Origin of the sequence: Radiobacillus sp. PE A8.2, from assembly GCF_045635475.1 — a bacterium.
Taxonomy (GTDB): Bacteria; Bacillota; Bacilli; order Bacillales; family Amphibacillaceae; genus JBJGXI01.
This window is the reverse complement of record NZ_JBJGXI010000008.1, coordinates 1-22,582: the sequence shown is the minus strand read 5'-3', so window position 1 is coordinate 22,582 and position 22,582 is coordinate 1. Positions and strand designations below refer to the sequence as shown.

20 protein-coding genes and 1 other annotated feature are annotated in these 22,582 nt (G+C 37.1%); of the genes, 2 read left to right on the top strand and 18 right to left on the bottom strand.

Going from position 1 to position 22,582, the window contains the following annotated elements; genetic code table 11:
- Positions 1–48: 48 nt before the first annotated feature.
- Genes rplI through ACI6MV_RS06275 form a run of 3 tightly spaced genes read right to left on the bottom strand, consistent with a single transcriptional unit; the run spans position 49 to position 3,433 of the window.
- Positions 49–495: a 50S ribosomal protein L9 gene (gene rplI / locus ACI6MV_RS06285; protein ID WP_407269400.1), complete on the bottom strand. Its 447-nt coding sequence runs from the start codon at positions 493–495 to the stop codon at positions 49–51.
- Positions 492–2,462, bottom strand: coding sequence for a DHH family phosphoesterase (locus ACI6MV_RS06280; protein ID WP_407269399.1), 1,971 nt, complete (start codon positions 2,460–2,462; stop codon positions 492–494). Before ACI6MV_RS06280 ends, rplI begins: the two co-directional genes overlap by 4 nt.
- 41 nt (positions 2,463–2,503) lie before the next feature.
- Positions 2,504–3,433: a YybS family protein gene (locus ACI6MV_RS06275; protein WP_407269398.1), complete on the bottom strand. Its 930-nt coding sequence runs from the start codon at positions 3,431–3,433 to the stop codon at positions 2,504–2,506.
- A 375-nt stretch (positions 3,434–3,808) separates the two neighbouring features.
- Between ACI6MV_RS06275 and ACI6MV_RS06270 the strand changes: the two genes are divergently transcribed.
- Positions 3,809–4,612, top strand: a complete 804-nt coding sequence (locus ACI6MV_RS06270) for an HAD family hydrolase (RefSeq protein WP_407269397.1) — start codon at positions 3,809–3,811, stop codon at positions 4,610–4,612.
- 497 nt (positions 4,613–5,109) lie between these two features.
- Here the strand turns inward: ACI6MV_RS06270 and serA are convergent, their stop codons facing one another.
- From serA to ACI6MV_RS06230, 8 genes are all read right to left on the bottom strand, one after another.
- On the bottom strand, positions 5,110–6,699 hold the full coding sequence (gene serA / locus ACI6MV_RS06265; RefSeq protein ID WP_407269396.1) for a phosphoglycerate dehydrogenase: 1,590 nt from the start codon (positions 6,697–6,699) through the stop codon (positions 5,110–5,112).
- Positions 6,700–6,889: 190 nt separating this feature from the next.
- Positions 6,890–7,140, bottom strand: a binding site (T-box leader).
- Positions 7,141–7,380: 240 nt separating this feature from the next.
- Positions 7,381–7,611, bottom strand: a complete 231-nt coding sequence (gene rpsR, locus ACI6MV_RS06260) for a 30S ribosomal protein S18 (protein WP_407269395.1) — start codon at positions 7,609–7,611, stop codon at positions 7,381–7,383.
- 21 nt (positions 7,612–7,632) lie between these two features.
- Positions 7,633–8,130 (bottom strand): single-stranded DNA-binding protein, encoded by a 498-nt coding sequence (gene ssb, locus ACI6MV_RS06255; protein WP_407269394.1) that lies wholly within the window; start codon positions 8,128–8,130, stop codon positions 7,633–7,635.
- Positions 8,131–8,142: 12 nt separating this feature from the next.
- Positions 8,143–8,433: a 30S ribosomal protein S6 gene (gene rpsF, locus ACI6MV_RS06250; protein ID WP_407269393.1), complete on the bottom strand. Its 291-nt coding sequence runs from the start codon at positions 8,431–8,433 to the stop codon at positions 8,143–8,145.
- Between the two features lie 189 nt (positions 8,434–8,622).
- Complete coding sequence (gene ychF / locus ACI6MV_RS06245) at positions 8,623–9,723, bottom strand: redox-regulated ATPase YchF (RefSeq protein ID WP_407269392.1); 1,101 nt, start codon at positions 9,721–9,723, stop codon at positions 8,623–8,625.
- A gap of 202 nt (positions 9,724–9,925) precedes the next feature.
- Positions 9,926–10,120 carry a DUF951 domain-containing protein gene (locus ACI6MV_RS06240; protein ID WP_407269391.1) on the bottom strand — a complete coding sequence of 65 codons (195 nt, stop codon included), beginning with the start codon at positions 10,118–10,120 and terminating at the stop codon, positions 9,926–9,928.
- 4 nt (positions 10,121–10,124) lie between these two features.
- The gene (locus tag ACI6MV_RS06235; RefSeq protein WP_407269390.1) at positions 10,125–11,015 is read right to left on the bottom strand and encodes a mechanosensitive ion channel family protein; all 891 of its coding nucleotides are present in this window, start codon (positions 11,013–11,015) and stop codon (positions 10,125–10,127) included.
- Between the two features lie 32 nt (positions 11,016–11,047).
- Positions 11,048–12,073, bottom strand: coding sequence for a YkvI family membrane protein (locus ACI6MV_RS06230; RefSeq protein ID WP_407269389.1), 1,026 nt, complete (start codon positions 12,071–12,073; stop codon positions 11,048–11,050).
- A 202-nt stretch (positions 12,074–12,275) separates the two neighbouring features.
- Between ACI6MV_RS06230 and yyaC the strand changes: the two genes are divergently transcribed.
- The gene (gene yyaC / locus ACI6MV_RS06225) at positions 12,276–12,857 is read left to right on the top strand and encodes a spore protease YyaC (protein WP_407269388.1); all 582 of its coding nucleotides are present in this window, start codon (positions 12,276–12,278) and stop codon (positions 12,855–12,857) included.
- Between the two features lie 530 nt (positions 12,858–13,387).
- Here the strand turns inward: yyaC and ACI6MV_RS06220 are convergent.
- The 7 genes from ACI6MV_RS06220 to mnmE all read right to left on the bottom strand — a co-directional run bounded on the left by ACI6MV_RS06220 (position 13,388) and on the right by mnmE (position 22,078).
- Positions 13,388–14,092: a DUF554 domain-containing protein gene (locus ACI6MV_RS06220; RefSeq protein ID WP_407269387.1), complete on the bottom strand. Its 705-nt coding sequence runs from the start codon at positions 14,090–14,092 to the stop codon at positions 13,388–13,390.
- 314 nt (positions 14,093–14,406) lie between these two features.
- Complete coding sequence (locus ACI6MV_RS06215) at positions 14,407–15,246, bottom strand: ParB/RepB/Spo0J family partition protein (RefSeq protein WP_407269386.1); 840 nt, start codon at positions 15,244–15,246, stop codon at positions 14,407–14,409.
- A complete protein-coding gene (locus tag ACI6MV_RS06210) occupies positions 15,227–16,000 on the bottom strand; it encodes a ParA family protein (RefSeq protein WP_407269385.1) in 774 nt (257 codons plus the stop codon). The genes ACI6MV_RS06215 and ACI6MV_RS06210 overlap by 20 nt, the downstream gene beginning before the upstream one ends.
- 216 nt (positions 16,001–16,216) lie before the next feature.
- Complete coding sequence (gene noc, locus ACI6MV_RS06205; protein ID WP_407269384.1) at positions 16,217–17,074, bottom strand: nucleoid occlusion protein; 858 nt, start codon at positions 17,072–17,074, stop codon at positions 16,217–16,219.
- Between the two features lie 939 nt (positions 17,075–18,013).
- Positions 18,014–18,730 (bottom strand): 16S rRNA (guanine(527)-N(7))-methyltransferase RsmG, encoded by a 717-nt coding sequence (gene rsmG, locus ACI6MV_RS06200; RefSeq protein WP_407269383.1) that lies wholly within the window; start codon positions 18,728–18,730, stop codon positions 18,014–18,016.
- A 37-nt stretch (positions 18,731–18,767) separates the two neighbouring features.
- On the bottom strand, positions 18,768–20,657 hold the full coding sequence (gene mnmG / locus ACI6MV_RS06195) for a tRNA uridine-5-carboxymethylaminomethyl(34) synthesis enzyme MnmG (RefSeq protein ID WP_407269382.1): 1,890 nt from the start codon (positions 20,655–20,657) through the stop codon (positions 18,768–18,770).
- Between the two features lie 44 nt (positions 20,658–20,701).
- Positions 20,702–22,078, bottom strand: coding sequence for a tRNA uridine-5-carboxymethylaminomethyl(34) synthesis GTPase MnmE (gene mnmE / locus ACI6MV_RS06190; protein ID WP_407269381.1), 1,377 nt, complete (start codon positions 22,076–22,078; stop codon positions 20,702–20,704).
- Positions 22,079–22,582: the final 504 nt, after the last annotated feature.

The following is a 22,582-nucleotide window of genomic DNA, read 5'->3' as shown; positions in this document are numbered from 1 at the left end:
ACGATGATAGATCATACCATTGCCGTTTATCCCAAGTAACTTTGTTGATCATTCCTCTGTCACGTGCACTTTAATGGTACCTGTAACTTCAGGATGAATTTTAACTGGTACATCTGTATAACCTAATGCTCTTATAGGGTTGTCCAATTCAATTTTACGTTTATCAATGTTAATTTTGTAAGATTTCTTAAGCTGTTCAGCAATTTGTTTACTTGTAATTGATCCGAATAAACGTCCGCCTTCACCAGATTTAGCTTTTAATTCTACGGGTAGCTTTGCTAATTTTTCTTTCAACTTTTCAGCTTCTTCAACTTCTTGATGCACAAGCTGCTTTTCTTTATTTTTTTTTGCATCTAATGCTTTTAAGTTTCCTGATGTAGCTTCTTCAGCTAGATTATTTTTTAATAGATAGTTACGCGCATAACCATCAGAGACATTTTTCACTTCACCTTTTTTACCTTTACCTTTAACATCTTGTGTAAATATTACCTTCATTCGGAATCTCCTCCTTCAAAGTATTCATCTATTATTTCTTTTAGTTGGTGATTAGCTTCATCAATCGTTGTATCTTCTAACTGTGTAGCTGCATTTGTTAGGTGACCGCCGCCATTCATCTTTTCCATAATAATCTGTACATTGATATCACCTAAGGATCTAGCACTAATTCCTATGCGGCCATCCTTACGTTCAGAAATGACAAATGATGCAACAATACCACTCATCGTTAACAGCGTATCTGCGGCTTGAGCAATAATGACTGGATTAAAGCTCTGCCCAGGTTCCCCTTTCGATATCGCTATCCCTTGACGATACAATTGCGTACTTTCAATCAGATGGCTCCGTCTAACGTATATATCTAAATCTTCTTTCATAAACTTCTGTACTAATACTGTATCTGCGCCACGAGATCGTAAATAGGATGCTGCATCAAAGGTTCTTGATCCCGTTCGCAATGTAAAGCTTTTTGTATCGACAATAATACCTGCTAGCAAGGCTGTTGACTCTAACATAGATAGCTTAAGTTTTTTCGGTTGATATTCAAGTAACTCGGTAACTAATTCAGCTGTCGACGATGCATAAGGTTCCATATAGACAAGTATCGCATTTTTGATAAACTCTTCACCTCTACGGTGGTGATCAATCACAACGATTCTGTCTGTCTTATTAAGAAGCTTCTCCTCCATAACTAGTGAGGGCTTGTGCGTATCGACAACAACGATTAACGTGTTTTTTGTAACAATATCGAGTGCATAGTCCCGCTCGATAAAGCTTGACCACAATCCTTCATGTTCTTGTATTTCTTCAACCAATCGTTGCACACCTGTATCAATATCCTCAGAATCAATAACAATGTGCCCATCGACACCGTTTGCCTCTGCGACCTTTAATATACCAATTGCGGCCCCTAGAGAGTCCATGTCAGGTGCTTTATGACCCATGATCAGAACTTGATCACTATCATTAACAAGCTCTTTTAAGGCGTGAGAGATAACTCTAGCCCGAACCCGCGTCCGTTTTTCCATCGGATTTGTTTTCCCGCCGTAAAAACGTACCTTTCCTGATTCATCCTTGATGACAACTTGATCTCCACCGCGCCCGAGTGCTAAATCGACGCTAGACTGTGCAAGCTCACCCAATGTGGGCAGGGACTGTCCTCCCAAGCCAATACCTATGCTCAGCGTAAGTGGGACATTTTTATCAGAAATTAACTCGCGTACTTCATCTAAGATTTCAAATTTTGATTTCTCTAATTGTGTAAGAATTTGCTGATTAAATATCGCTAAAAAACGTTCCTGTGAAATTCGCTTTAAATAAATACCGAAATCGGTAGACCATTCATTTAATATCGTCGTTACTCTCGAATTGATTGTACTTTTTGCCGTATCATCCATTGCTTGCGTAATTTCTTCATAATTATCTAAAAAGATAATGCCTAACACTGTTTGTTCATTGTGATATAAATTTTGAATTTCCGTCTGTTTTGTTCGATCAAATAAATACAATAACCGCTCTTCTCGTTTAATTGAGGTTTGAAAATCATAACCATCTAATGATAACCAAGCCTCATTTTTCCCATCTTTTATAGTAGAAATTAAATCGCTTGATAATGCTTCAATTGATTTTCCGACAAATGTTTCGTCAGCAAATTGGTTCATATATGGATTGGTCCATTCAATTCCATAATCCTCTCCATATAACACGATTCCAATCGGCATCTCTAATAATGCCTCTTCACCAACCTTTTTTACTCGGTGAGATAATGTCGAGATATATTCTTCTGTTTCATTTAACAAATGTTTCTCGGATTTAATACTATTATATAATGACGCAAATAAAAGCAAGGTCATGATTAACCCGAGTATCCATTGAAAATACCAAAGTAACCCTAATAACACAAAGGACAGCGTATAAATGACCCATATATGATTACTTAAAGTTGGTTTTTTAAAAAATTCCGGCATGCTAGTCAGCTCCTATATCGATAAATCTGAGCCCGTTAGTTCTATTTAATCAGCCCTCTTATGGAAAAACCTAAATCAATTATACCTAAGATTCTTAACAGGTACAGTCCAATATGCGGAATTAATAGCAGTGCAATAATAACAATAACTGTTACTGCCTTAGGTAGTTTTTTTACATAGGAATAATACAATACAAATGAAATACCTTGTAATACTATTAATATGCCCGCTAAATTCAGGACGTTAACTGTAGCAACGTACCAAACACCTGATGGGTCTTGTTGAAAAAAACTTACAATCATCGCAAATAGATAAATCCATATTAATGCTGTCGGCAGTTTGAAATCTCTAAATTTCGGAAATCTAAAATCAGTCTTATTTATCCGGTTAACGATTTTATAGCTAATCCATTGAGCAATAAATGCCATTATTATACCCATTAATACAATCATGGTAGGTAACAGGTCAATCATAAAACTCGTTAGTTGTTGGATTAATTCCAAGTCGGCTTCTGTCACTTGCATATTGAATTGTTCTATCATCGACTCAGTGGTTTCTATATACAAATCCATCATTTGATTTAACTCATCAACAAAATTCACTTGTAGGAGCCACTGTGATATTAACAATGTGAATATAATTCCAACGACAAAGCCTAATGTTCCTCTAGCCCATGTTTCATATGGTGTTAACTTTTGATTCATAGCACTACCAATGATAATTCCTCCAAGACCTGACAAGATCGTCAATGGTATTGATACAATAGAAACAAGTATTGTTAATATAACGGCTAGTATCCCCATCATTAAGGACGGCTTCCAACCGTGACGATATGCATAAATGACAAACGGTACAGGGATGGCAAACATACTGATCGAACCGAGCAACGGAACATAAATGGTGATGAATAACAGAACGATATAGATAGCAGTCAGTATTGCTCCTTCTGTAATTTGTCTAGAGTTCTTCATGATATGGACACCTCAGCTTGATTTCATTTCCTTATAATAATGGCAGCTTGGGTAGCGGATATTTCTGCTACGTTTATTAAATTATACGCTACATTCCCTTTGTTAGAAAGAGCACAGCTTGCGTGCGCTGTGCTCTTCTTGTCTATATGTTTTTTCTTTATTTATAAAGGGTACTACATGATTATAAACGATTCTTTAGTATATTTACAAATTAAACTATTTTCCAGTCCCATCTATATCGATTTAGTACCTTAATCTAGTTGTATTATCTATCTACTATATTATAATAAAGAGGTGAGGTCTTCGTATCTAATCTATTATTTGTCTTCAATCTACTAAAAATGTTACGCTTCCATTAAAGGAGGATATTCAAACATGATCAAAGCTGTATTCTTCGATTTAGATGATACCCTATTATGGGACGAGAAAAGTGTCCAAGCTGCCTTTTCAACAACGTGTAAATTAGCACAGGAACGCTATCAAGTTGATCCCGCGAAATTAGAGTCTGCTGTTCGAGAGCAGGCAAGGGAACTTTATTCATCATACTCATTTTATCCATTTACCCAACAAATTGGCATCAATCCATTTGAAGGACTTTGGGGAGATTTTTTAGATGATGATGATGATAATTTTCGTGAAATGAGTGAGGTTGTTCCAACTTACCGAAAAGATGCATGGACAAATGGCTTACAGGCAGTTGGTATTGATGATGAAGACTTTGGTCAAGAACTTGCAGAGCGTTTTCCACAAGAGCGTCGAAAACATCCTTTTCTATACGAGGAATCTTTTCACGTATTAGAGCAACTCGTTGATCAGTACAAGCTATTACTCCTGACGAACGGTTCACCAAGTTTACAAAAAACAAAACTGGCATTGACACCTGAGCTTGATCCTTATTTTGAACACATTGTAATATCTGGTGCTTTCGGAATAGGCAAGCCTGATAAATCAATCTTTGAGCATGCCTTAAAATTAGTTTCGCTATCTCCCGATGAAGTATTGATGGTAGGTGATAACCTAATGACTGATATATTAGGAGCATCACGTGCAGGCATCAAATCGGTTTGGGTTAACAAAAATAATAAACCGCAGAGTGAAGTAGAACCAACTTATGAAATTCAACATTTAGAAGAAATATATCCGATACTCGAGCGCCTGAATCAGGAGCAATCAGTATAAAGAAAGGACACCATTTAAGGTTATTATAACCTGTATATGGTGTCCTTTTTCACACTATTTTTAGCTCTTCTCGTAAGTTGCTTTTTAAACTTTATAATTGAAATAAAATCCGGCGTAGTGCTCGTGATTTCAGCTGAGAATGCTGGAAGCCTGACAGGATTTTTAGAACGAGAATCTTAAAAACTTTTAGCGGCCACAGGAGACCTTATTTCACGTAAAATACCAGTTTTAATGATTTGGCGGCCACCACAGACCTTATTTACTATAAATAGCAAACTATATCAAGGGTTTTATTCAAATAAGCGCGCTGATGGCCGCACAATTCTAATATTGCCTATATTGTCACAGATAAGTGCAGTGGTGGCCGTTAGCGACTCACCACCGCCCCGTGGCAAGCGTATTTTTTACAGCGGCTGTCCAACACGCTACGTCGCATTCTAGCTATTTTACTCAATACAACAACCTTTTAGAAATTGCCTTTATTACTACACACTTGCCTATAGATCAATCGCAGTTACCGCATTGATATCGACTAGTTCTGTTAATTGCTGCAAACCTGCTTCTTCCACATGACGATCAACCGTTAACATCATGATTGCATCGCCACCAACATCTGAACGACCAACCTGCATGGTTGCGATATTTATATCTTGCTCAGCTAATAAACTACCAACTCGGCCAATAACACCTGGCTGGTCTTTATGGCTTACAAAGATTAAATGTCCTTCCGGTACGACATCGACGCTATATTGATCAACCTTTACAATACGTGGGCCAAGTCCATTTAACAACGTGCCTGCTACTCTTCTAACACCATTCTTCGTTTGAACAGTCACTGTTAGTAAGTTCGTAAAGCCTTTTGTTTTGCTCGTCTTATGCTCCTTGATTGTAATACCTTTCTTTTCTGCTAAAAAGGCTGCATTTACTTCATTAACATGATCTCCTAAATGGCGTTTCAGCAGTCCTTTTACTGTGTTTCTTGATAACGGTGATACTTCTAAATCTGCGAGTTCTCCTGAATAATATATGTTAATTTCTTCTATTGCTGCTTTCGTTAGATATGAAAGAAATGCGCCCATCTTCTCAGCTAAATGGAAGTATGGTTCAATTTTCTTCATGACTTCTTTAGGAACAGAAGATAAATTAACAGGGTTTCTGGCGATTCCTCCACCAGTTAAGAAGTTGACTACATCCTGGCTCACATCAATAGCAACGCTTTCCTGTGCTTCTACAGTACTTGCACCAAGGTGTGGTGTTGCTATTACTTCTGTTAACTCTAACAATTTATGATCTGTAATTGGCTCTTCTTCGAATACGTCCAACCCTGCACCAGCCACTTTTCCAGAAACAATTGCATCAAATAGTGCATCTTCATCAATAATACCGCCTCGTGCACAGTTAACAATGCGGACGCCATCCTTCATTTTTGCAAATGCATCACGATTAATTATGTGATGCGTTTCTTTTAATAGCGGCGTATGGACCGTGATAAAATCGGCTTGCTGCAATACTTCATCCAACGTACCGTATCCAATCCCCATTTCATCCGCTTTTTCTTCTGTCAAAAATGGGTCATAAGCAACTACATTCATACGTTGTCCTTTTGCCCTCGATGCAACTTCCGCACCAATTCGACCTAGACCTACTATACCAAGTGTTTTATTTTTTAATTCAACACCTACATACTTTTTGCGATCCCAACGCTGATTCTTTAATGCATAATAGGCTTGAGGTATATTACGAGCAAGAGACATAATCATAGCCATCGTATGCTCTGCAGCTGAATTTGTATTTCCATCAGGTGCATTGACCACGATAACACCATGCTCTGTAGCTGCATCTAAATCGATATTATCAACACCTACACCAGCACGACCAATAATCTTCAGATTGCTCGCCTTTTCAATAATGTCACGTGTTACTTTCGTTTGGCTTCGAACTAAGAGTGCATCGTATTCTCCAATAATTGCTTTTAGCTCATCAGGTTTAAGACCCGTATTTATCGTTACTTCCACTTCTTTTGCTTCCTGCAATGGTTGAATTCCTTCTTCACTTAACGGATCACTAATTAATACCTTAAACGTCATCTAATTCGTCCCCCTTATAAATTTTGTGTTTTGTCCTATGGGACAGCCATTTATACTTGCTAGCCCAGTTTATTTTTAGATCCACAAATGTCAAATTTAATATTGATCAGCGTACTCCTTTCACTTCAACTTTGCTTAACTTCTGAAAAAAAGGTAAATAAAAAAACTTCCCACCCTCTACTCTAAAATAGTAAGGGGCGAAAAGTTTGGACTTAACGCGGTACCACCCTTTAGTCACTGTCATCTAAACGTAAATAATCAATTCCGTATGATGTACAGTCTTCATTGGGCATGCGTAACGTTCATGTGACGAGTAAACCTACTATCTTTTCAGTCTACTTACTCCGAAGTGCTATTCATTGCCCGAAACACTGGTTTGCAGCAACCACCAGCTCTCTTAGGTTCCTCTTGCAATAAATTTATCTTCATCTTCATATTTATTATAATTTTTTGAATTTTTATTTATCATAGCAGATTATAATTGTTTGTCAACATATATAACAAACAATTTATTATGAAAGCGGTTATTATGTTAAAAATACTTACTTATTGCAAATAGATGTCTTTAGTACTGATGCAGCCTATCCTCCCGCTCTTGCTTCTTGCAATTTTAATGACCCAATATAAAATTAAAAACCCTGTTTATAATCTCCGCAGAGACCAAAACAGGGTTTCATTTTATTACTCAGTTACGTAAGGCAATAAAGCCATTGTACGAGCACGTTTGATTGCTCTTGTTAATTTACGTTGGTATTTAGCAGAAGTACCAGTTACACGGCGAGGAAGAATTTTCCCACGCTCTGAAACGAAACGTCTTAGTAAATCAACGTCTTTATAATCGATGTGTGTAATACCGTTCGCTGTGAAAAAACACACTTTACGACGCTTTGCGCGTCCACGACGAGGTGCCATAATAATACCCTCCTTTTTTATTTAGAATGGTAAATCATCATCTGATATATCAATTGGTTCTCCGTTATCTTTAAACGGATCATCATCATTCTGTCTAGAATAATTATTGTTGTTATTATTATTGTTGTTATTATTATTACTTTGTTGATTTTGATTGGTCTGGTATCCAGAAGAGCCTTGTCCTCCACCTTGGGAAGATCCTTTTGACTCAAGAAACTGAACGGAATCGGCCACAACTTCAGTCATAAATACCCGTTGTCCCTCTTGATTATCAAAGCTACGTGTTTGAATTCGTCCATCAACACCGACTAAGCTACCTTTACTCATAAAGTTCGCTAAGTTTTCTGCTGGGCGTCTCCAAATTACACAGTTAATAAAGTCAGCTTCTCTGTTACCTTGTTGATTAGAAAATGGTCGGTTAACAGCTAATGTAAAATTAGCCACCGCTACCCCATTTGGTGTATAACGTAAGTCTGGATCCTTCGTTAATCTGCCGACAAGTACGACTCGATTTAACATCAGAAACTCCCCTTATTCTTCGTCTTCGCGAATTGCAATGTGACGAATAATATCGTCAGAGAATTTCGCTTGGCGGTCAAATTCATTAATGGCTTTGTCATCGCCTGTAAATTTAATTACTACATAATAACCATCACGGTAGTCATTGATTTCATAAGCAAGGCGTTTCTTGCCTTTTTCATCAACTTTCACGATTTCCGCACCGTTATCAGTAAGATAAGCATTAAAACGCTCAACTAGCGCTGTTTTTGCCTCTTCTTCGATGTTTGGGCGGATGATGTACATAATTTCATAATTTCTCATCCGTTTGCACCTCCTTTTGGTCTTGGCGGCTCCTTAAATAGATAAGGAACAAGGAGTAATCTATGTTTATTACTCACAATGAAATATTATAGCAAATATACATGTATAGCGCAAGCACTACTTAAAAGCTAGATAGAAACCTCTTTTTTAATATATTGCCTTGTCGTACAGTTAAGATTCAAGATCTACTTACACATTAAAACGAAAATGCATAACATCGCCGTCTTTCACAAAGTATTCTTTTCCTTCTAAGCGTACTTTTCCTTTTTCTTTTGCTGCAGTCATAGCACCTGCATCTACCAAATCATCATAAGCAACTGTTTCTGCACGAATAAAGCCTTTTTCAAAGTCCGTATGAATTATTCCGGCAGCTTGTGGTGCTTTAATTCCTTTTATAAAGGTCCACGCACGTACTTCCTGCTCACCTGCAGTAAAGTAAGTAGCTAAACCTAATAAATGATAGGAAGCTTTGATTAACTTATCTAACCCAGACTCTTCTATGCCTAGTTCTTCTAAGAACATTTTCTTCTCTTCACCATCAAGCTCAGCGATTTCCGATTCTACCTTGGCACTTATAACAATTACTTCTGTATTTTCATTTGCAGCATGTGCTTGTACTTTCTTTACATTGGGGTTCTCGTCCGCATCCAATAATTCATCTTCCCCCACGTTTGCAACGTAAAGGACCGGTTTACTCGTTAACAGATGGAATCCTTTTACTAACTTCCATTGATCTTCAGTAAACTCGACTGCACGTGCCGGCTTTTCTTCTTCAAAACCATCTCGCAGAATGGTAAGCACTTCAAGCTCTGCCATCGCCTGTTTATCTTTCTGTCTTGCCATCTTTTCTACACGTTGAATTCTTTTTGTCACACTCTCTAAGTCTGCTAAGATTAGCTCTAGGTTAATTGTTTCAATATCAGAAATGGGATCAACTTTTCCTGACACGTGTGTGATATTGTCATCTTCAAAACAACGTACAACCTGACAAATTGCATCTACTTGTCTGATATGAGATAGAAACTGATTACCAAGCCCTTCACCTTTACTTGCTCCTTTAACAATTCCTGCAATATCGGTAAATTCAAATGCCGTTGGTATTGTTTTCTTCGGTTTAACTAATTCAGTTAACTTTTCTAAACGGTAGTCTGGTACCTCTACAATACCGACGTTCGGGTCTATTGTACAAAACGGGTAGTTTGCCGATTCTGCACCTGCTTGGGTAATCGCATTAAATAAAGTTGATTTCCCAACGTTAGGTAATCCGACAATTCCTGCTGTTAATGCCATAGAAATTTCCACTCCTTAAGAATCACGCTCATCTGAACGATTCAGTCATTATTCAATTATAGATACAGTTAGTCCAAATGACAAGCAATCACATTGAAAAACAAGGGTCGCTTATCCCCTTGTTTTTAGTATCTTTTATCAACTTAACAAGTATAGATCTAACAAACATAGCTTTGCATGTGTGAATGTTTCACGTGGAACATCATTCTGCTTTGTCTAAGATTTTCTTAATTTTCTTCTCAAATTGCTTGCGTGGAATTAACACACTATGTCCACAGCCTTCACACTTAATTCGTATATCCATTCCCATACGAATAATCTTCCAACGATTTTCGCCACAAGGATGTTGCTTTTTCATTTGTACAACATCATTGATTTCAAAATGCTTTTCCACCATCTGCTTACACACCTTTTCCATCAGTTTCCGCATTTGCTTTATCTCTAGTATACATTACCATTCGTGGTAGTGGTATATCGATTCCTTCTTGATCTAACTTTGCTTTAATATCCTTACGAAGGATTCTAGCCATTCTCCAGTGCTCCATCGGATGAACTTCTGCTGTCACACGTAGCACGATATGAGAGGCATCTAACATTTGCACTCCTAATATTTCAGGAGCTGCTACTAATTCAGTATATTGGTTCGGCATCTCTTGTAGTAAATCATTAATAATAGGCTCTACCTGTGCAACATCAACTTCATATGGAATATTTATATCAACTACTGCAATGCTGTTATGCATGGAATAATTAGTCACTTGTGTAATGTTGCCATTGGGAATAATGTTTACTTCACCTGTCCAGCTAAGTATTTTGGTTGTTCGTAAACCAATCTCTTCTACCGTTCCTTCTACAGAAGCCGTCCGGATAAAATCGCCCACAGAGAATTGATCTTCAAATATAATAAAAAATCCTGTGACGACATCTTTCACAAGGTTCTGGGTACCAAAACCGATTGCCAATCCTGCTACACCCGCACCAGCTAATAGCGCTCCTATAGGGATGTGAACTGTATCTAATACCATCATAAAAGCTGTGAAATAGACGACATAACTCAACGTGTTTTGCACTAATTTTTTTAACGTGTTTTCTCTTCTTTCTGTAATTTTAAACGGCCCACGATCACGCTTGCGAAATACTCGATCGACGAGCTTTGTTCCGACACGTACTGCGATACTAGCAACCACGATAATTAATATTATTTTCAGTATAATTTCGCCAACATCAAACCACAACTCAGGTCCTGTAATTTTTTCCACTATTTCTTGCCATTGTTGTTCCACTAATTCCACGCGTTGACCTCCTGCATCTGCGAAGTACTCTATCATTTCTGCTCCATTTTATATCTATTAATGATAGGATACAATATAATTGCAGATAATACATACAAATTTAGTATACCGTAAAGTGGATATAGATACTCTATTAGCGTGGAAAAACCAATTTTCGTCAATGGAACCATAATCAAAAGTATGACAGCAGATAATACCCACAAGGGAGCAGTAAACATATTCCTTACTCTTGTAACGATTCCCATTGTTCCAGACACTGCAGTGGTGAATATAGCTAACCAAAGCATAACAGATACAAATAAAAACATCACATAAGGATAATGTCTTAAAATCGCAAAAAGTGGAATCTCATATAATAACACTTGGTCAGAAATTTGAATTAAACTGCTATTATAAATATATGAAATACTTCCTAAGATTACGCCGCTACCAATACTCGCAATCCACAACTCCCCTTTTCCTTTTGTTTGATTTCCGACTGCTCCTAGTACAGCAATAAGCGGTAAAATGTTCAATGCTGTAAACGGAAATGCTGCCACCCAATTCCTTTGTTTAGATAAATCCGGTATAAACGACAGGTTTTCTTGAAAGGAAAATATCAGTAAAGTCGATAACAATCCAACAATCAAAAGGGGTAAAATTAAGCTATTTAATGACAATACCCCATTGATATCCCATACAAAAGTGAGAATAAGCGGAATTACGATAACAACGATCCCTAACCAAAATGGAAAGTGAAATGCTTCCAAAGTTGCTCCACTTCCAGCTAACATAATGACCGTCGTTGAGAATAAATAAATCATAATCATTCCGTCATATATATAACTTAACTTAGGTCCAATAATAATCCGAAGCACCGGTAAATAATGCGATGACTTATACTCATGACTTATTTGTAAAATGACATAGCAGGATAAAGAAAACAGAATTGCAAAAAGCAGAATGGCTAGTCCACTTTCATTGCCGAAAAACTGCCACAGTTCTCTCCCTGATGCATAACCTGCTCCGATCGTTGTACCAATTATTAAGAACATCCATTTAAACCCTGATTTCCACATGTGCTTTCCTCCAGTTTCTTTTTTTCTATAAAAGTCAATTTTATAATCACCTTTAAAAACCCAGCCTTTTGCAACGATATATAATACCTGTCCACCTAATACAAATCTCTATCGTTGAAAACACCTTTATGAAATTATTTGGATGTATAAACCTTAATTTTTTTCCGTATACTAATACAATTATGTAAGTGGAGGGTAAGCTATGAATCTAATAAACAGAAAACCTAAAAAAAGTATAAATAGATTTGATTATTATGACCCTTCGTTTGCAAATAAAATGGCCAATGTGATTTCCCCTTGGTTACCATCTTTACAACAACCTATTATTGTCATATGTATTGGTACTGACCGTTCCACAGGTGATTCACTTGGACCACTAACAGGATCATTGGTGGGCGACCTACATGAGATAACTTTATACGGAACATTAGAAGAACCTATTCATGCAGTCAATCTACTAGATAAACTTCATGAAATTAATAATGAATATCAGCAACCGTTTATCATCGCAGTAGATGCTTGTCTTGGAGGCACTAATTCCATTGGTACGATAATGACTGAAAAAGGACCGCTAAAGCCTGGTGCTGCTTTAAACAAGCAATTACCTGCAGTTGGTGACATTCATATATCAGCGGTAGTAAATCGTGTCGGACATATGGATTATACTGTGCTACAAAACACACGTCTGCACATAGTAATGGAAATGGCAAAAAAAATCGCACAAGTTATTCAATTATTAGATACTTACATTTACAACAATAAAATAAAAAGAAGTGACACATAAGCACTTCTTTTTACTTTGATACATAGTATTGAGTTTAGAATAGATTATCCACAAGCAAACTACCCGCTTTGGAAATACACTTCGCATTCCGCAGGGGACTATTGAGCCTCCCCACGCCGTGCGCCTGCGAAGCTTCATTTACGCCGTTTCTTAATGCCTACCGGAATAAAACTGTCCTTGTCTGACACCGACTGTATGACCCTTACTAGGCCTAAGGAGTCGAAGTTCATTCCTCACTTGCTAACGGGGATGCTTTTTATTAGTGTGATTCGAGCTCCGGGAAGTGAACCCAGTGGGACTAGCGTCCAGTCAGAAACGTACTATGCTTCTGAGCTAGTGAAGCCACGACCGTTAAATAATAACGTTTTAAACTAACGAAATGCACTGTCTAGAGTGGGAATCACAAACCGTATGTTGGATTATATTTCAAATATGAAGTAAAAGAAAAGAAACTTTAACAAAAGAGCTTTAATAAAAATAGTGCGCGGCACCTTCTTACCGAGGGATGCCGCGCACTTTCATTGCATATTTTATGCAATTATTTGATATACATATATAATGATAGCAACTGTTATTAATGACGGCAAAAGATTGGCTACACGTATACTAGTTAACTTCAATATATTTAAACCAATAGCAACGATTAATAATCCACCGGTTGCAGTCATTTCAACAATAAATACATCCATGAAAGATTCCGGTATCCAAGCAACTATTTGAGTAGCTAACAATGCAATAGTCCCTTGGTATAACACTACAGGTACTACTGAAAAAATCACGCCAAATCCAAGTGTGGTTGTTAAGACTAAAGAAGTAAAACCATCTAGAATTGATTTTGTTACTAGCACTTCATGATCGCCAGTCAACCCACTGTCCAATGCCCCAATGATTGCCATGGCACCTATTGCAAAAATTAATGTAGAAGTTATAAACCCTTGCGAGATATTTCCTTGTTTTTCCGTTGAAAACTTTTTATCCAACCATGCACCAAGGCTATTAAGACGATCTTCTAATCTCAACATTTCCCCTATAATAGCACCAGACAACAGGCTTAATAACACAATAACAATGTTATTTGTTCCAAAAGCCATTTGAAAACCTATTAATAGTACAGCTAGCCCGATCCCATGCATAATCGTATCTTTATATCTTTCTGGTATTTTAGTAAAGAACAAACCTAGTATAGTACCTAAAATAATACATGCACCATTAATTAGTGTACCTAATAAAGCCATACATACATCCCCATTACTATGTAATTGTTTCACGTGGAACATTGAACCATAAATAAAAACGACTGCCACATAATCATACTATTATTGCATTATCGACTCAATAATTAAACGCATTAGTTATAATAAAGCGCATGTGTCTGTTTACAAACGTGCAAAAGAATTATTTAGTTGGTGGCGCTTGTGCTAATTAATCCAGGATTTTTCACGCAATTCATCTAAAAAAGACCTAACTAAGAGGAATTATCCTGTTAATTAGGTCTTTTACTGATTCATCACTACTCATAACAGTGTTCTAAGGTAAATATGAAACTGATTTATTTCTCAAAGAAATCTAAGATACGATTCAAATCTTCTTCTGAGAAAAATTCTATTTCTATCTTACCTTTCTTCTTGCCTTTATTAATCGTAACACTTGTGCCTAGATGTTCTCGCAAACGACTTTCTCGTTCTAACAAAAATATATCTTTTTTTACGGTCTTTTTCTTCTCTTTTACTTTATTTTCATTTATTAGTGTAATCAGCTGCTCCACTTGTCTTACATTAAGTGATTCATTTCTAATCTTATTTACCAATGGAATCAGCTTTTCTTTATCCTTTAATCCAAGTAACGCTCTCCCTTGCCCCATCGATAGCTCACCATTATTAATAAGTGCGCTGATGTGATCTGGCAGCGATAATAATCTCACGAGGTTTGCAATATGTGATCTACTTTTACCTAATCGTTGAGATAATTGCTCCTGCGTTAAATGTAGTTCTGTCATTAAATTTGAATAAGCATTCGCTTCTTCAATAGGAGTTAAATCCTCCCTTTGAAGATTCTCCAATAATGCCAATTCCATCATTTTTTCATCTGTTAATTCTTTTACAATCACTGGAACGGTTGTGAGCCCAGCTTCCTTTGCAGCACGATATCTTCTCTCACCGACTACAATTTCAAAGCCTTTAATGCTCTTTCTCGCGACCAAAGGCTGTAGAATACCATATTCTTTAATCGATTCTTTTAATTCATCAATAGCTTCAGCTTGAAATGTCTTCCTTGGCTGATAAGGATTTGGTCTTAGCTCATTAATAGAGAGCTCTTGAACTAAATCATCAGCTTTTTCTTCTAATTCAGGAAAAAAAGCATTAATACCTTTACCTAACCCTCTCGCCATTCGCGATCACTTCCTTTGCTAAATCTAAATAAACTTCCGCGCCACGAGATTTCGGATCGTAAAGAATAATAGGCTTTCCATGACTCGGCGCCTCTCCAAGTCTAATATTTCTTGGAATTACCGACTGGTATACCTTATCTTGAAAATACTTCTTCACTTCATCAATGACTTGAATACCCAGATTTGTTCTAGCATCAAACATTGTTAATGCTACACCTTCAATTTCTAATTGCTTATTTAAATGTTTTTGCACTAAACGAATTGTATTTAGTAACTGGCTTAACCCTTCTAGTGCATAATACTCACATTGCACCGGAATTAATACACTGTCAGCAGCAGTTAAGGAATTGATCGTTAACAACCCTAGCGATGGTGGACAATCGATTAGTATATAATCATAGTTATCACGAACTACTTCCAAAGCCTTTTTCAATCGAACTTCTCTTGAAATTGTCGGAACTAATTCAATTTCAGCACCCGCAAGCTGAATTGTCGCAGGTATAACATCTAAATTTTCAACAGAGGTTGGTACACAAACCTTATCAGCTCTTACATCTTCAACAAGAACATTATAAATACATTGATTCATGTCAGCTTTATTAATACCCACTCCACTTGTAGCATTTCCTTGTGGGTCTATGTCAACAAGTAACACTTTGTGGTTCAAGTATGCAAGACATGCACTTAAATTAACTGCTGATGTAGTTTTTCCTACTCCGCCTTTTTGATTTGCAACGGCGATTACTTTACCCATGGTGTCACCTACCTAACATCGTTCTTATCTAATATAATATCACTTTTTTATTTTATTACATGGATTGTTATCAAATTGTAAACAAGAAATTAGATTCACATTACGTAAGACTAGTAAACGATCACCAATTTGTAGATAACAACAATATTATTAATCCATGCATACTATAGTGCAAAAAATACCCATCTTACTATGTCAAGATGGGAAATTTATCGGTTATGATTTTTTCTTAGGAATTTTTATCGTAATTTGATAATAATCATCATAATCCTGTTCATCGGTTTCTAAATCGATACCAGTATCTGTCACCATGTTCAACGATTGTCTAATCGTATTCATAGCGATACGCATATCTTTATTTATTCCCTTTAATTTCGGTTTCTTCTTTTGTTGTTTCTCAGCGAAAAGCTTTGCAATTCGCTCTTCGGTTTGTTTAACATTTAGTTGTTTATTAATAATTTCTTCTAAAATCGCCACTTGCTTCTCTGGATCTTTTATAACAATGAGAGCACGAGCATGTCGTTCCGTAATTTTCTTTTCCAATAATGCATGTTGTACCTGTTCAGGAAGTTTTAACAAACGCATTTTATTTGCGACTGTTGATTGGCTTTTGCCTAATCGTTGGGCAAGTGCTTCTTGTGTTATACCATGAATTTCTAACAAACGCGCATATGCCATCGCTTCTTCAATAACAGTTAATTCTTCTCGTTGTAAATTCTCAATTAGTGCGATTGAAGCCGTCTGTGACTCTGACATATCCCTGATGATTGCAGAAATGTTTTCCCAGCCTAGCGACTGAACTGCTCTCCACCTACGCTCACCAGCAATAATTTCATACTTTCCTTCTACATTATCAAACTTCCGAACAATTATAGGTTGTATAATCCCGTGCGTATGTATTGTTCGAGCCAATTCTTCTATTTTTTCTTCATTGAAAATAGATCGTGGCTGATAACGATTGGGCTCAATGTTCACAACTGGTATTTGTATAACCTCATCAGGTTGATATTCCTCTACCGATTCTGAATTTGCTTGTTCACCTAAGCCAAAAATACGGTTAAACGGATGTAGCATTAACAGACACCACCTTTTACGATCATAGATAATGCTATGTTTACTGAAAAACAATTGTTTCACGTGAAACATAGACCTAAAAACTACTATTCCGATGACAAATTAATCACAATCGATTGATTCTGTCTATTATTCTATCATACATTGAAAAGAATGAGTATTTTTTTTGATGCTCCCAACAGCAAAGAAATATAAATTTTATCATACTATTTCGTTAGAATTCTAATGAATTGGCTCTTTTCGTACAGTTTATTGCTAATAGAATTTCATAATTGAAGTAAACTCCGTCGTAGTGCATATGTGTTCACTGAACTTACATGTGCACCGCTCCGTCCATACACTTTGCTTTCCGCGGGGGGCTAGTGAACCTCCTCGAACTCATGTTTTCGGGGTCTCACTTACGCCACTAGTCCCGCAGGACAAATGTTTTCGGTGGGACGAGTAATCGCAGTCCCAAGGAAAGCTACGACAGCGATACATCGCACGAAGAAAATTGGGTTTTATTTTCGAGGAGTCAAAGTGTATGGACTACGCTTCATAAAAGGTGTGTAACAGTACCCTAAGCTGTGGAAAAATACGCCACTCCAGCGGGAAAGGAACAGTCTGAAGACCCCGCAGAGAGCGCTCTTTGCGATCGAGGAGGAGTAGAGCGTTCCCCGCGGAAAGGGCGTATTTTTCCACAGCGCCTGTTTAACACTACGACAGAGTTTAGGATAATATTCGCAACAGAAATCGAACACTTGTTTTTATTTTATCAACAGAAAATACTATTGTCTTCCAAAATGATCAAGAAATTTTAATAATACCTTTATAAAACCTTTCATAACTGTTCCTGAGATTGGCACTAAAGCAGTATTGTAAATTGATTTATCTGTAAGAAAAATAGATATGGTAAAAAAACAAAAACAGTGCAACTCGCAAAGCTGCACTGTTTTTGTTTTATATTATTGGGGTCTTATTTGGTACACCTGGTTTTCTTGGATATTTATTTGGTGTTTTTCTTTTTTTGTCTATAATTGCAATGTTTCTTTCTCCATTATGATCAGGAAGCTCAAAGGTATGCAAATCCGATAATTCTCCACCCAATAACTGTATAGCAGCATTTGCATCTGTGAGTTCTTCTTGAAGCTTGGGACCTTTCATTGCAATAAATGATCCACCAGTCTTAGTTAATGGTAAACATAGCTCACTTAATACGGACATTCTTGCTACTGCTCGTGCCATCACAACATCAAATGACCCTCTAAACTTAGCATTTTTTCCAAATTGTTCGGCACGATCATGGTAAAATGCAACATTGTCTAAATTAAGCTGACTTGCAAGTTGATTTAAAAATGTAATGCGTTTTTGTAATGAATCAACAATAGTTACTTTTAAGTGCGGAAAACAAATCTTGATCGGGATACTAGGAAAACCTGCTCCTGCACCAACATCACATATTTGAACTTCTTTCGTAAAATCATAGTAAAAGGCCGCCGTAATCGAATCAAAAAAATGCTTGGCATACACTTCCTCTTTCTCCGTGATTGCCGTAAGATTCATTTTTTCGTTCCATTCTACTAGTATTTCATAATACTTGTTAAATTGATCTAATTGTTCGTCAGATAATTGTATTCCACGATCGGAAAGCTGTTGCTGGAAACTAGATACATCCATGGCCAAAATCCTTCCATTAAGTTAATGCGTGTTCTAATTACTCATTGGAAACACGTGCGATGTTACCTTGTTCGATATAAACTAATAAAATGGATACATCAGCTGGGTTCACTCCCGAGATTCGTGAAGCTTGACCGACAGATAAAGGACGAACCGTTTTAAGTTTTTCTCTTGCTTCTGTTGCAATTCCACCGATATCATTATAATCAATATCTTCAGGTATCTTTTTATTCTCCATCTTTTTCATGCGGTCAACTTGTTGATTAGATTTATCGATGTACCCTTGATATTTGATTTGGATTTCTACTTGTTCTTTAACTTCACCGGATAGTTCGATTTCTGAAGCAGAAATCTTTTCGATTAACTCGTAATTGATCTCTGGTCTTTTTAATAAATCAAATGCTTTAATAGCTTCTTTGAGTAACGTACCACCAGTTTCATTAATTAATTGCTGGACCTCCTCCGTTGGTTTAATCATAACGGAAGCTAAGCGTTGTTTTTCTTCCTCAATCAACCCTTTTTTAGTTAAAAACTGTTGATATCGATCTTCTGTTATCATCCCTAGTTGATATCCTATTTCGGTCAGGCGTAAATCTGCATTATCGTGACGAAGCAGTAAACGATATTCTGCTCTAGAAGTTAACAATCGATATGGTTCATTTGTACCTTTGGTAACTAGATCATCGATGAGTACACCAATGTACGCTTGGGAACGATCAAGGATTACTGATTCTTTACCAAGTGCTTTTGATGCAGCATTAATGCCTGCCATAATTCCTTGACCTGCAGCTTCTTCATAACCTGACGTCCCATTAATTTGCCCAGCAGTGAATAATCTTGGTGTATTTTTCACCTCTAACGTTGGCCATAACTGCGTTGGTACTACAGAATCATATTCAATTGCATAACCAGAACGCATAATCTCTACATTTTCTAAGCCAGCGATAGAACGAAGAATATCCCTTTGCACAAACTCTGGTAACGATGTTGATAAACCTTGCACGTAAACTTCCTCTGTATTTCGACCTTCTGGCTCTAAAAATATTTGGTGACGAGGCTTATCATGAAAACGAACGACCTTATCTTCAATAGAAGGACAATATCTTGGTCCGGTTCCTTTGATCATTCCTGAATACATTGCTGATAGGCCTAAGTTTTCATTAATAATTTCATGTGTAAACTCATTCGTATACGTTAACCAACATGGAATTTGGTCTGGAAGTGCTTTTTTCGTTTCATAAGAAAAATGCTGCGGGTTGTCATCGCCTGGCTGAATTTCCGTTTTTGAATAATCAATCGACTGACTTAGTACCCGGGGTGGTGTTCCGGTTTTAAAGCGAACCAATTGGAATCCAATCTCTTCTAAGTGCTCTGATAGCTTTACTGAAGCTCGTTGGTTATTCGGACCACTCTCATATGATAAATCACCAATAATCACGCGAGCTCTCATAAATGTTCCCGTCGTAATAATAACCGCATCAGCGCGATAGGCAGCTTTTGTTTCTGTAATTACTCCCCTACATTCTCCGTCTTCAATGATTAGGCGTTCTACCATTGCTTGACGCATCGTTAGGTTTTCTTGGTTTTCAAGCAGGTTTTTCATTTCTGTTATATATAAAGGTTTATCCGCTTGTGCACGTAATGCACGCACAGCAGGACCTTTACCTGTGTTAAGCATGCGCATTTGAATATAGGTTTTGTCGATTACCTTTCCCATGACTCCACCTAACGCATCTACCTCTCTAACTACTACACCTTTAGCAGGTCCGCCAACAGATGGATTACAAGGCATGAATGCTACCATATCTAAATTCAGTGTTAACATTAATGTATTGGCACCTCGGCGTGCTGAAGCAACTGCCGCTTCACACCCTGCATGACCAGCCCCAATAACAATTACGTCGTAATGACCAGCTTCATAAGTCATGAGCTATCTCTCCTTCGTTCACTTAAGTGACTTTCTTCTATCATTTACTTTCCTAAGCAAAATTGCGAGAACAATTGATCAATTAGACTTTCATGAACCGTATCGCCAACAATTTCACCTAATAGCTGCCATGTTCTCGTAACATCTATTTGTACGAGATCTATCGGCATTCCCGCTTCAATTGCATCGATAGCATCGGTTAATGCTTGCTTCGCTTGCTTCAGTAATTGAATATGCCTTACATTTGAAATATAAGTTAGATCACCAGCATCAATCTCTCCTTCAAAAAAGGTATCCGCTATAGCTAATTCTAACTCATCAATACCTTTATCCTCAATTAATGCCGTCGTAATGATTGTGTGCTCTGGTGCAAGCTCGTGTAATTGGTTCAAATCAATCCGTTGTTTTAAATCTGTTTTATTAACAATCACGATAACTTCTAAATCTTCTACCGCTTTTAATAATTTTTTATCTTCTTCCGATATCTCTTCACCATAATTTAGTACTAGTAAGATGAGATCTGACTCTTTTAGTACTTGCCGCGATCTTTCTACACCAATTTTCTCTACAATATCTTCTGTATCTCTTATACCCGCCGTATCAACTAATCGAAGTGGTACACCACGCACATTTACATACTCTTCAATCACATCTCTTGTGGTACCAGGTATATCCGTTACAATCGCTTTATTTTCATGGACTAATGCATTCAACAGTGACGATTTCCCTACATTCGGTCTACCTATTATAGCTGTTGCTAGACCTTCTCTTAATATTTTACCCTGTTTTGCCATTTGCAGTAACCGGTCAATTTCTTGAAAAACCACTTGTGACTTTTCAATTAATAGTGCATTAGTCATTTCCTCTACATCATCATACTCTGGATAATCAATATTTACTTCTACATGTGCGACAGTTTCAATTAATGTTTGCCTTAGCTGCTGAATTAATTTCGATAATCGACCATCCATTTGCTTTAAAGCAACACCCATCGCTTTATCTGTTTTTGCACGTATTAAATCCATAACTGCTTCCGCTTGGGATAAATCAATTCGCCCATTTAAAAATGCTCTTTTCGTAAATTCACCAGGTTCTGCAAGCCTAGCCCCATTTACAAGCACAAGCTCTAACAAACGGTTAACAGACGCGAGACCACCGTGGCAATTAATTTCAACAACATCTTCACGTGTAAATGTCCTAGGCGCTCGCATAACAGTAACCATTACTTCTTCCACTAATTCATTTGTACTTGGATCTACAATCTTTCCATAATGAATCGTATGCGAAGTAACTTCTAGTAGATTTTTGCCTTGGAATATCTTCTGAGCAATATCCAACGCATCTACCCCGCTTAACCGTACAATTGCAATCGCCCCTTCTCCAATTGGAGTCGATATGGCAGCTATCGTCTCTGATTCCATTTGTTCACCTCCACATTTCCTACTATCTATTATTGAACAATTTTATTATTAGGTTATCCACATTAAAATTAATCAGTCACTAACTTATTAGATTATCACATCACTATCCATTTTGGAAAGTTTTCCACATCAAAACAAAAACATTTTATAATTTATCAACATGTGGATAAATAAATTATAAAACGAATAGTTATAAACAAATTTTTTTATCCACAGATAATATGTCAAAGTTAGTCATATATTGTCTTTGATCTTTTTAACATTTTTCATAAAAAAGCGCAGAGCGCCGGTTAGCGGCGTACGGACTTGACTGAACCGCAGGAGATAAAGGAAACATGCACCTGCATAAGGCGTATGTCGACGTTGGACCTTTTAGTCGACCTTCCATAAAACCTGAATTGATGTTGACTTATCGTGTCATGAGGTGAGGGAAGTCTCGCTAGTCGCTGGCGCTCGAAGCAGGCCGTGGCTAAATAACTAAGTAAGATATCCATAACTGTTTTT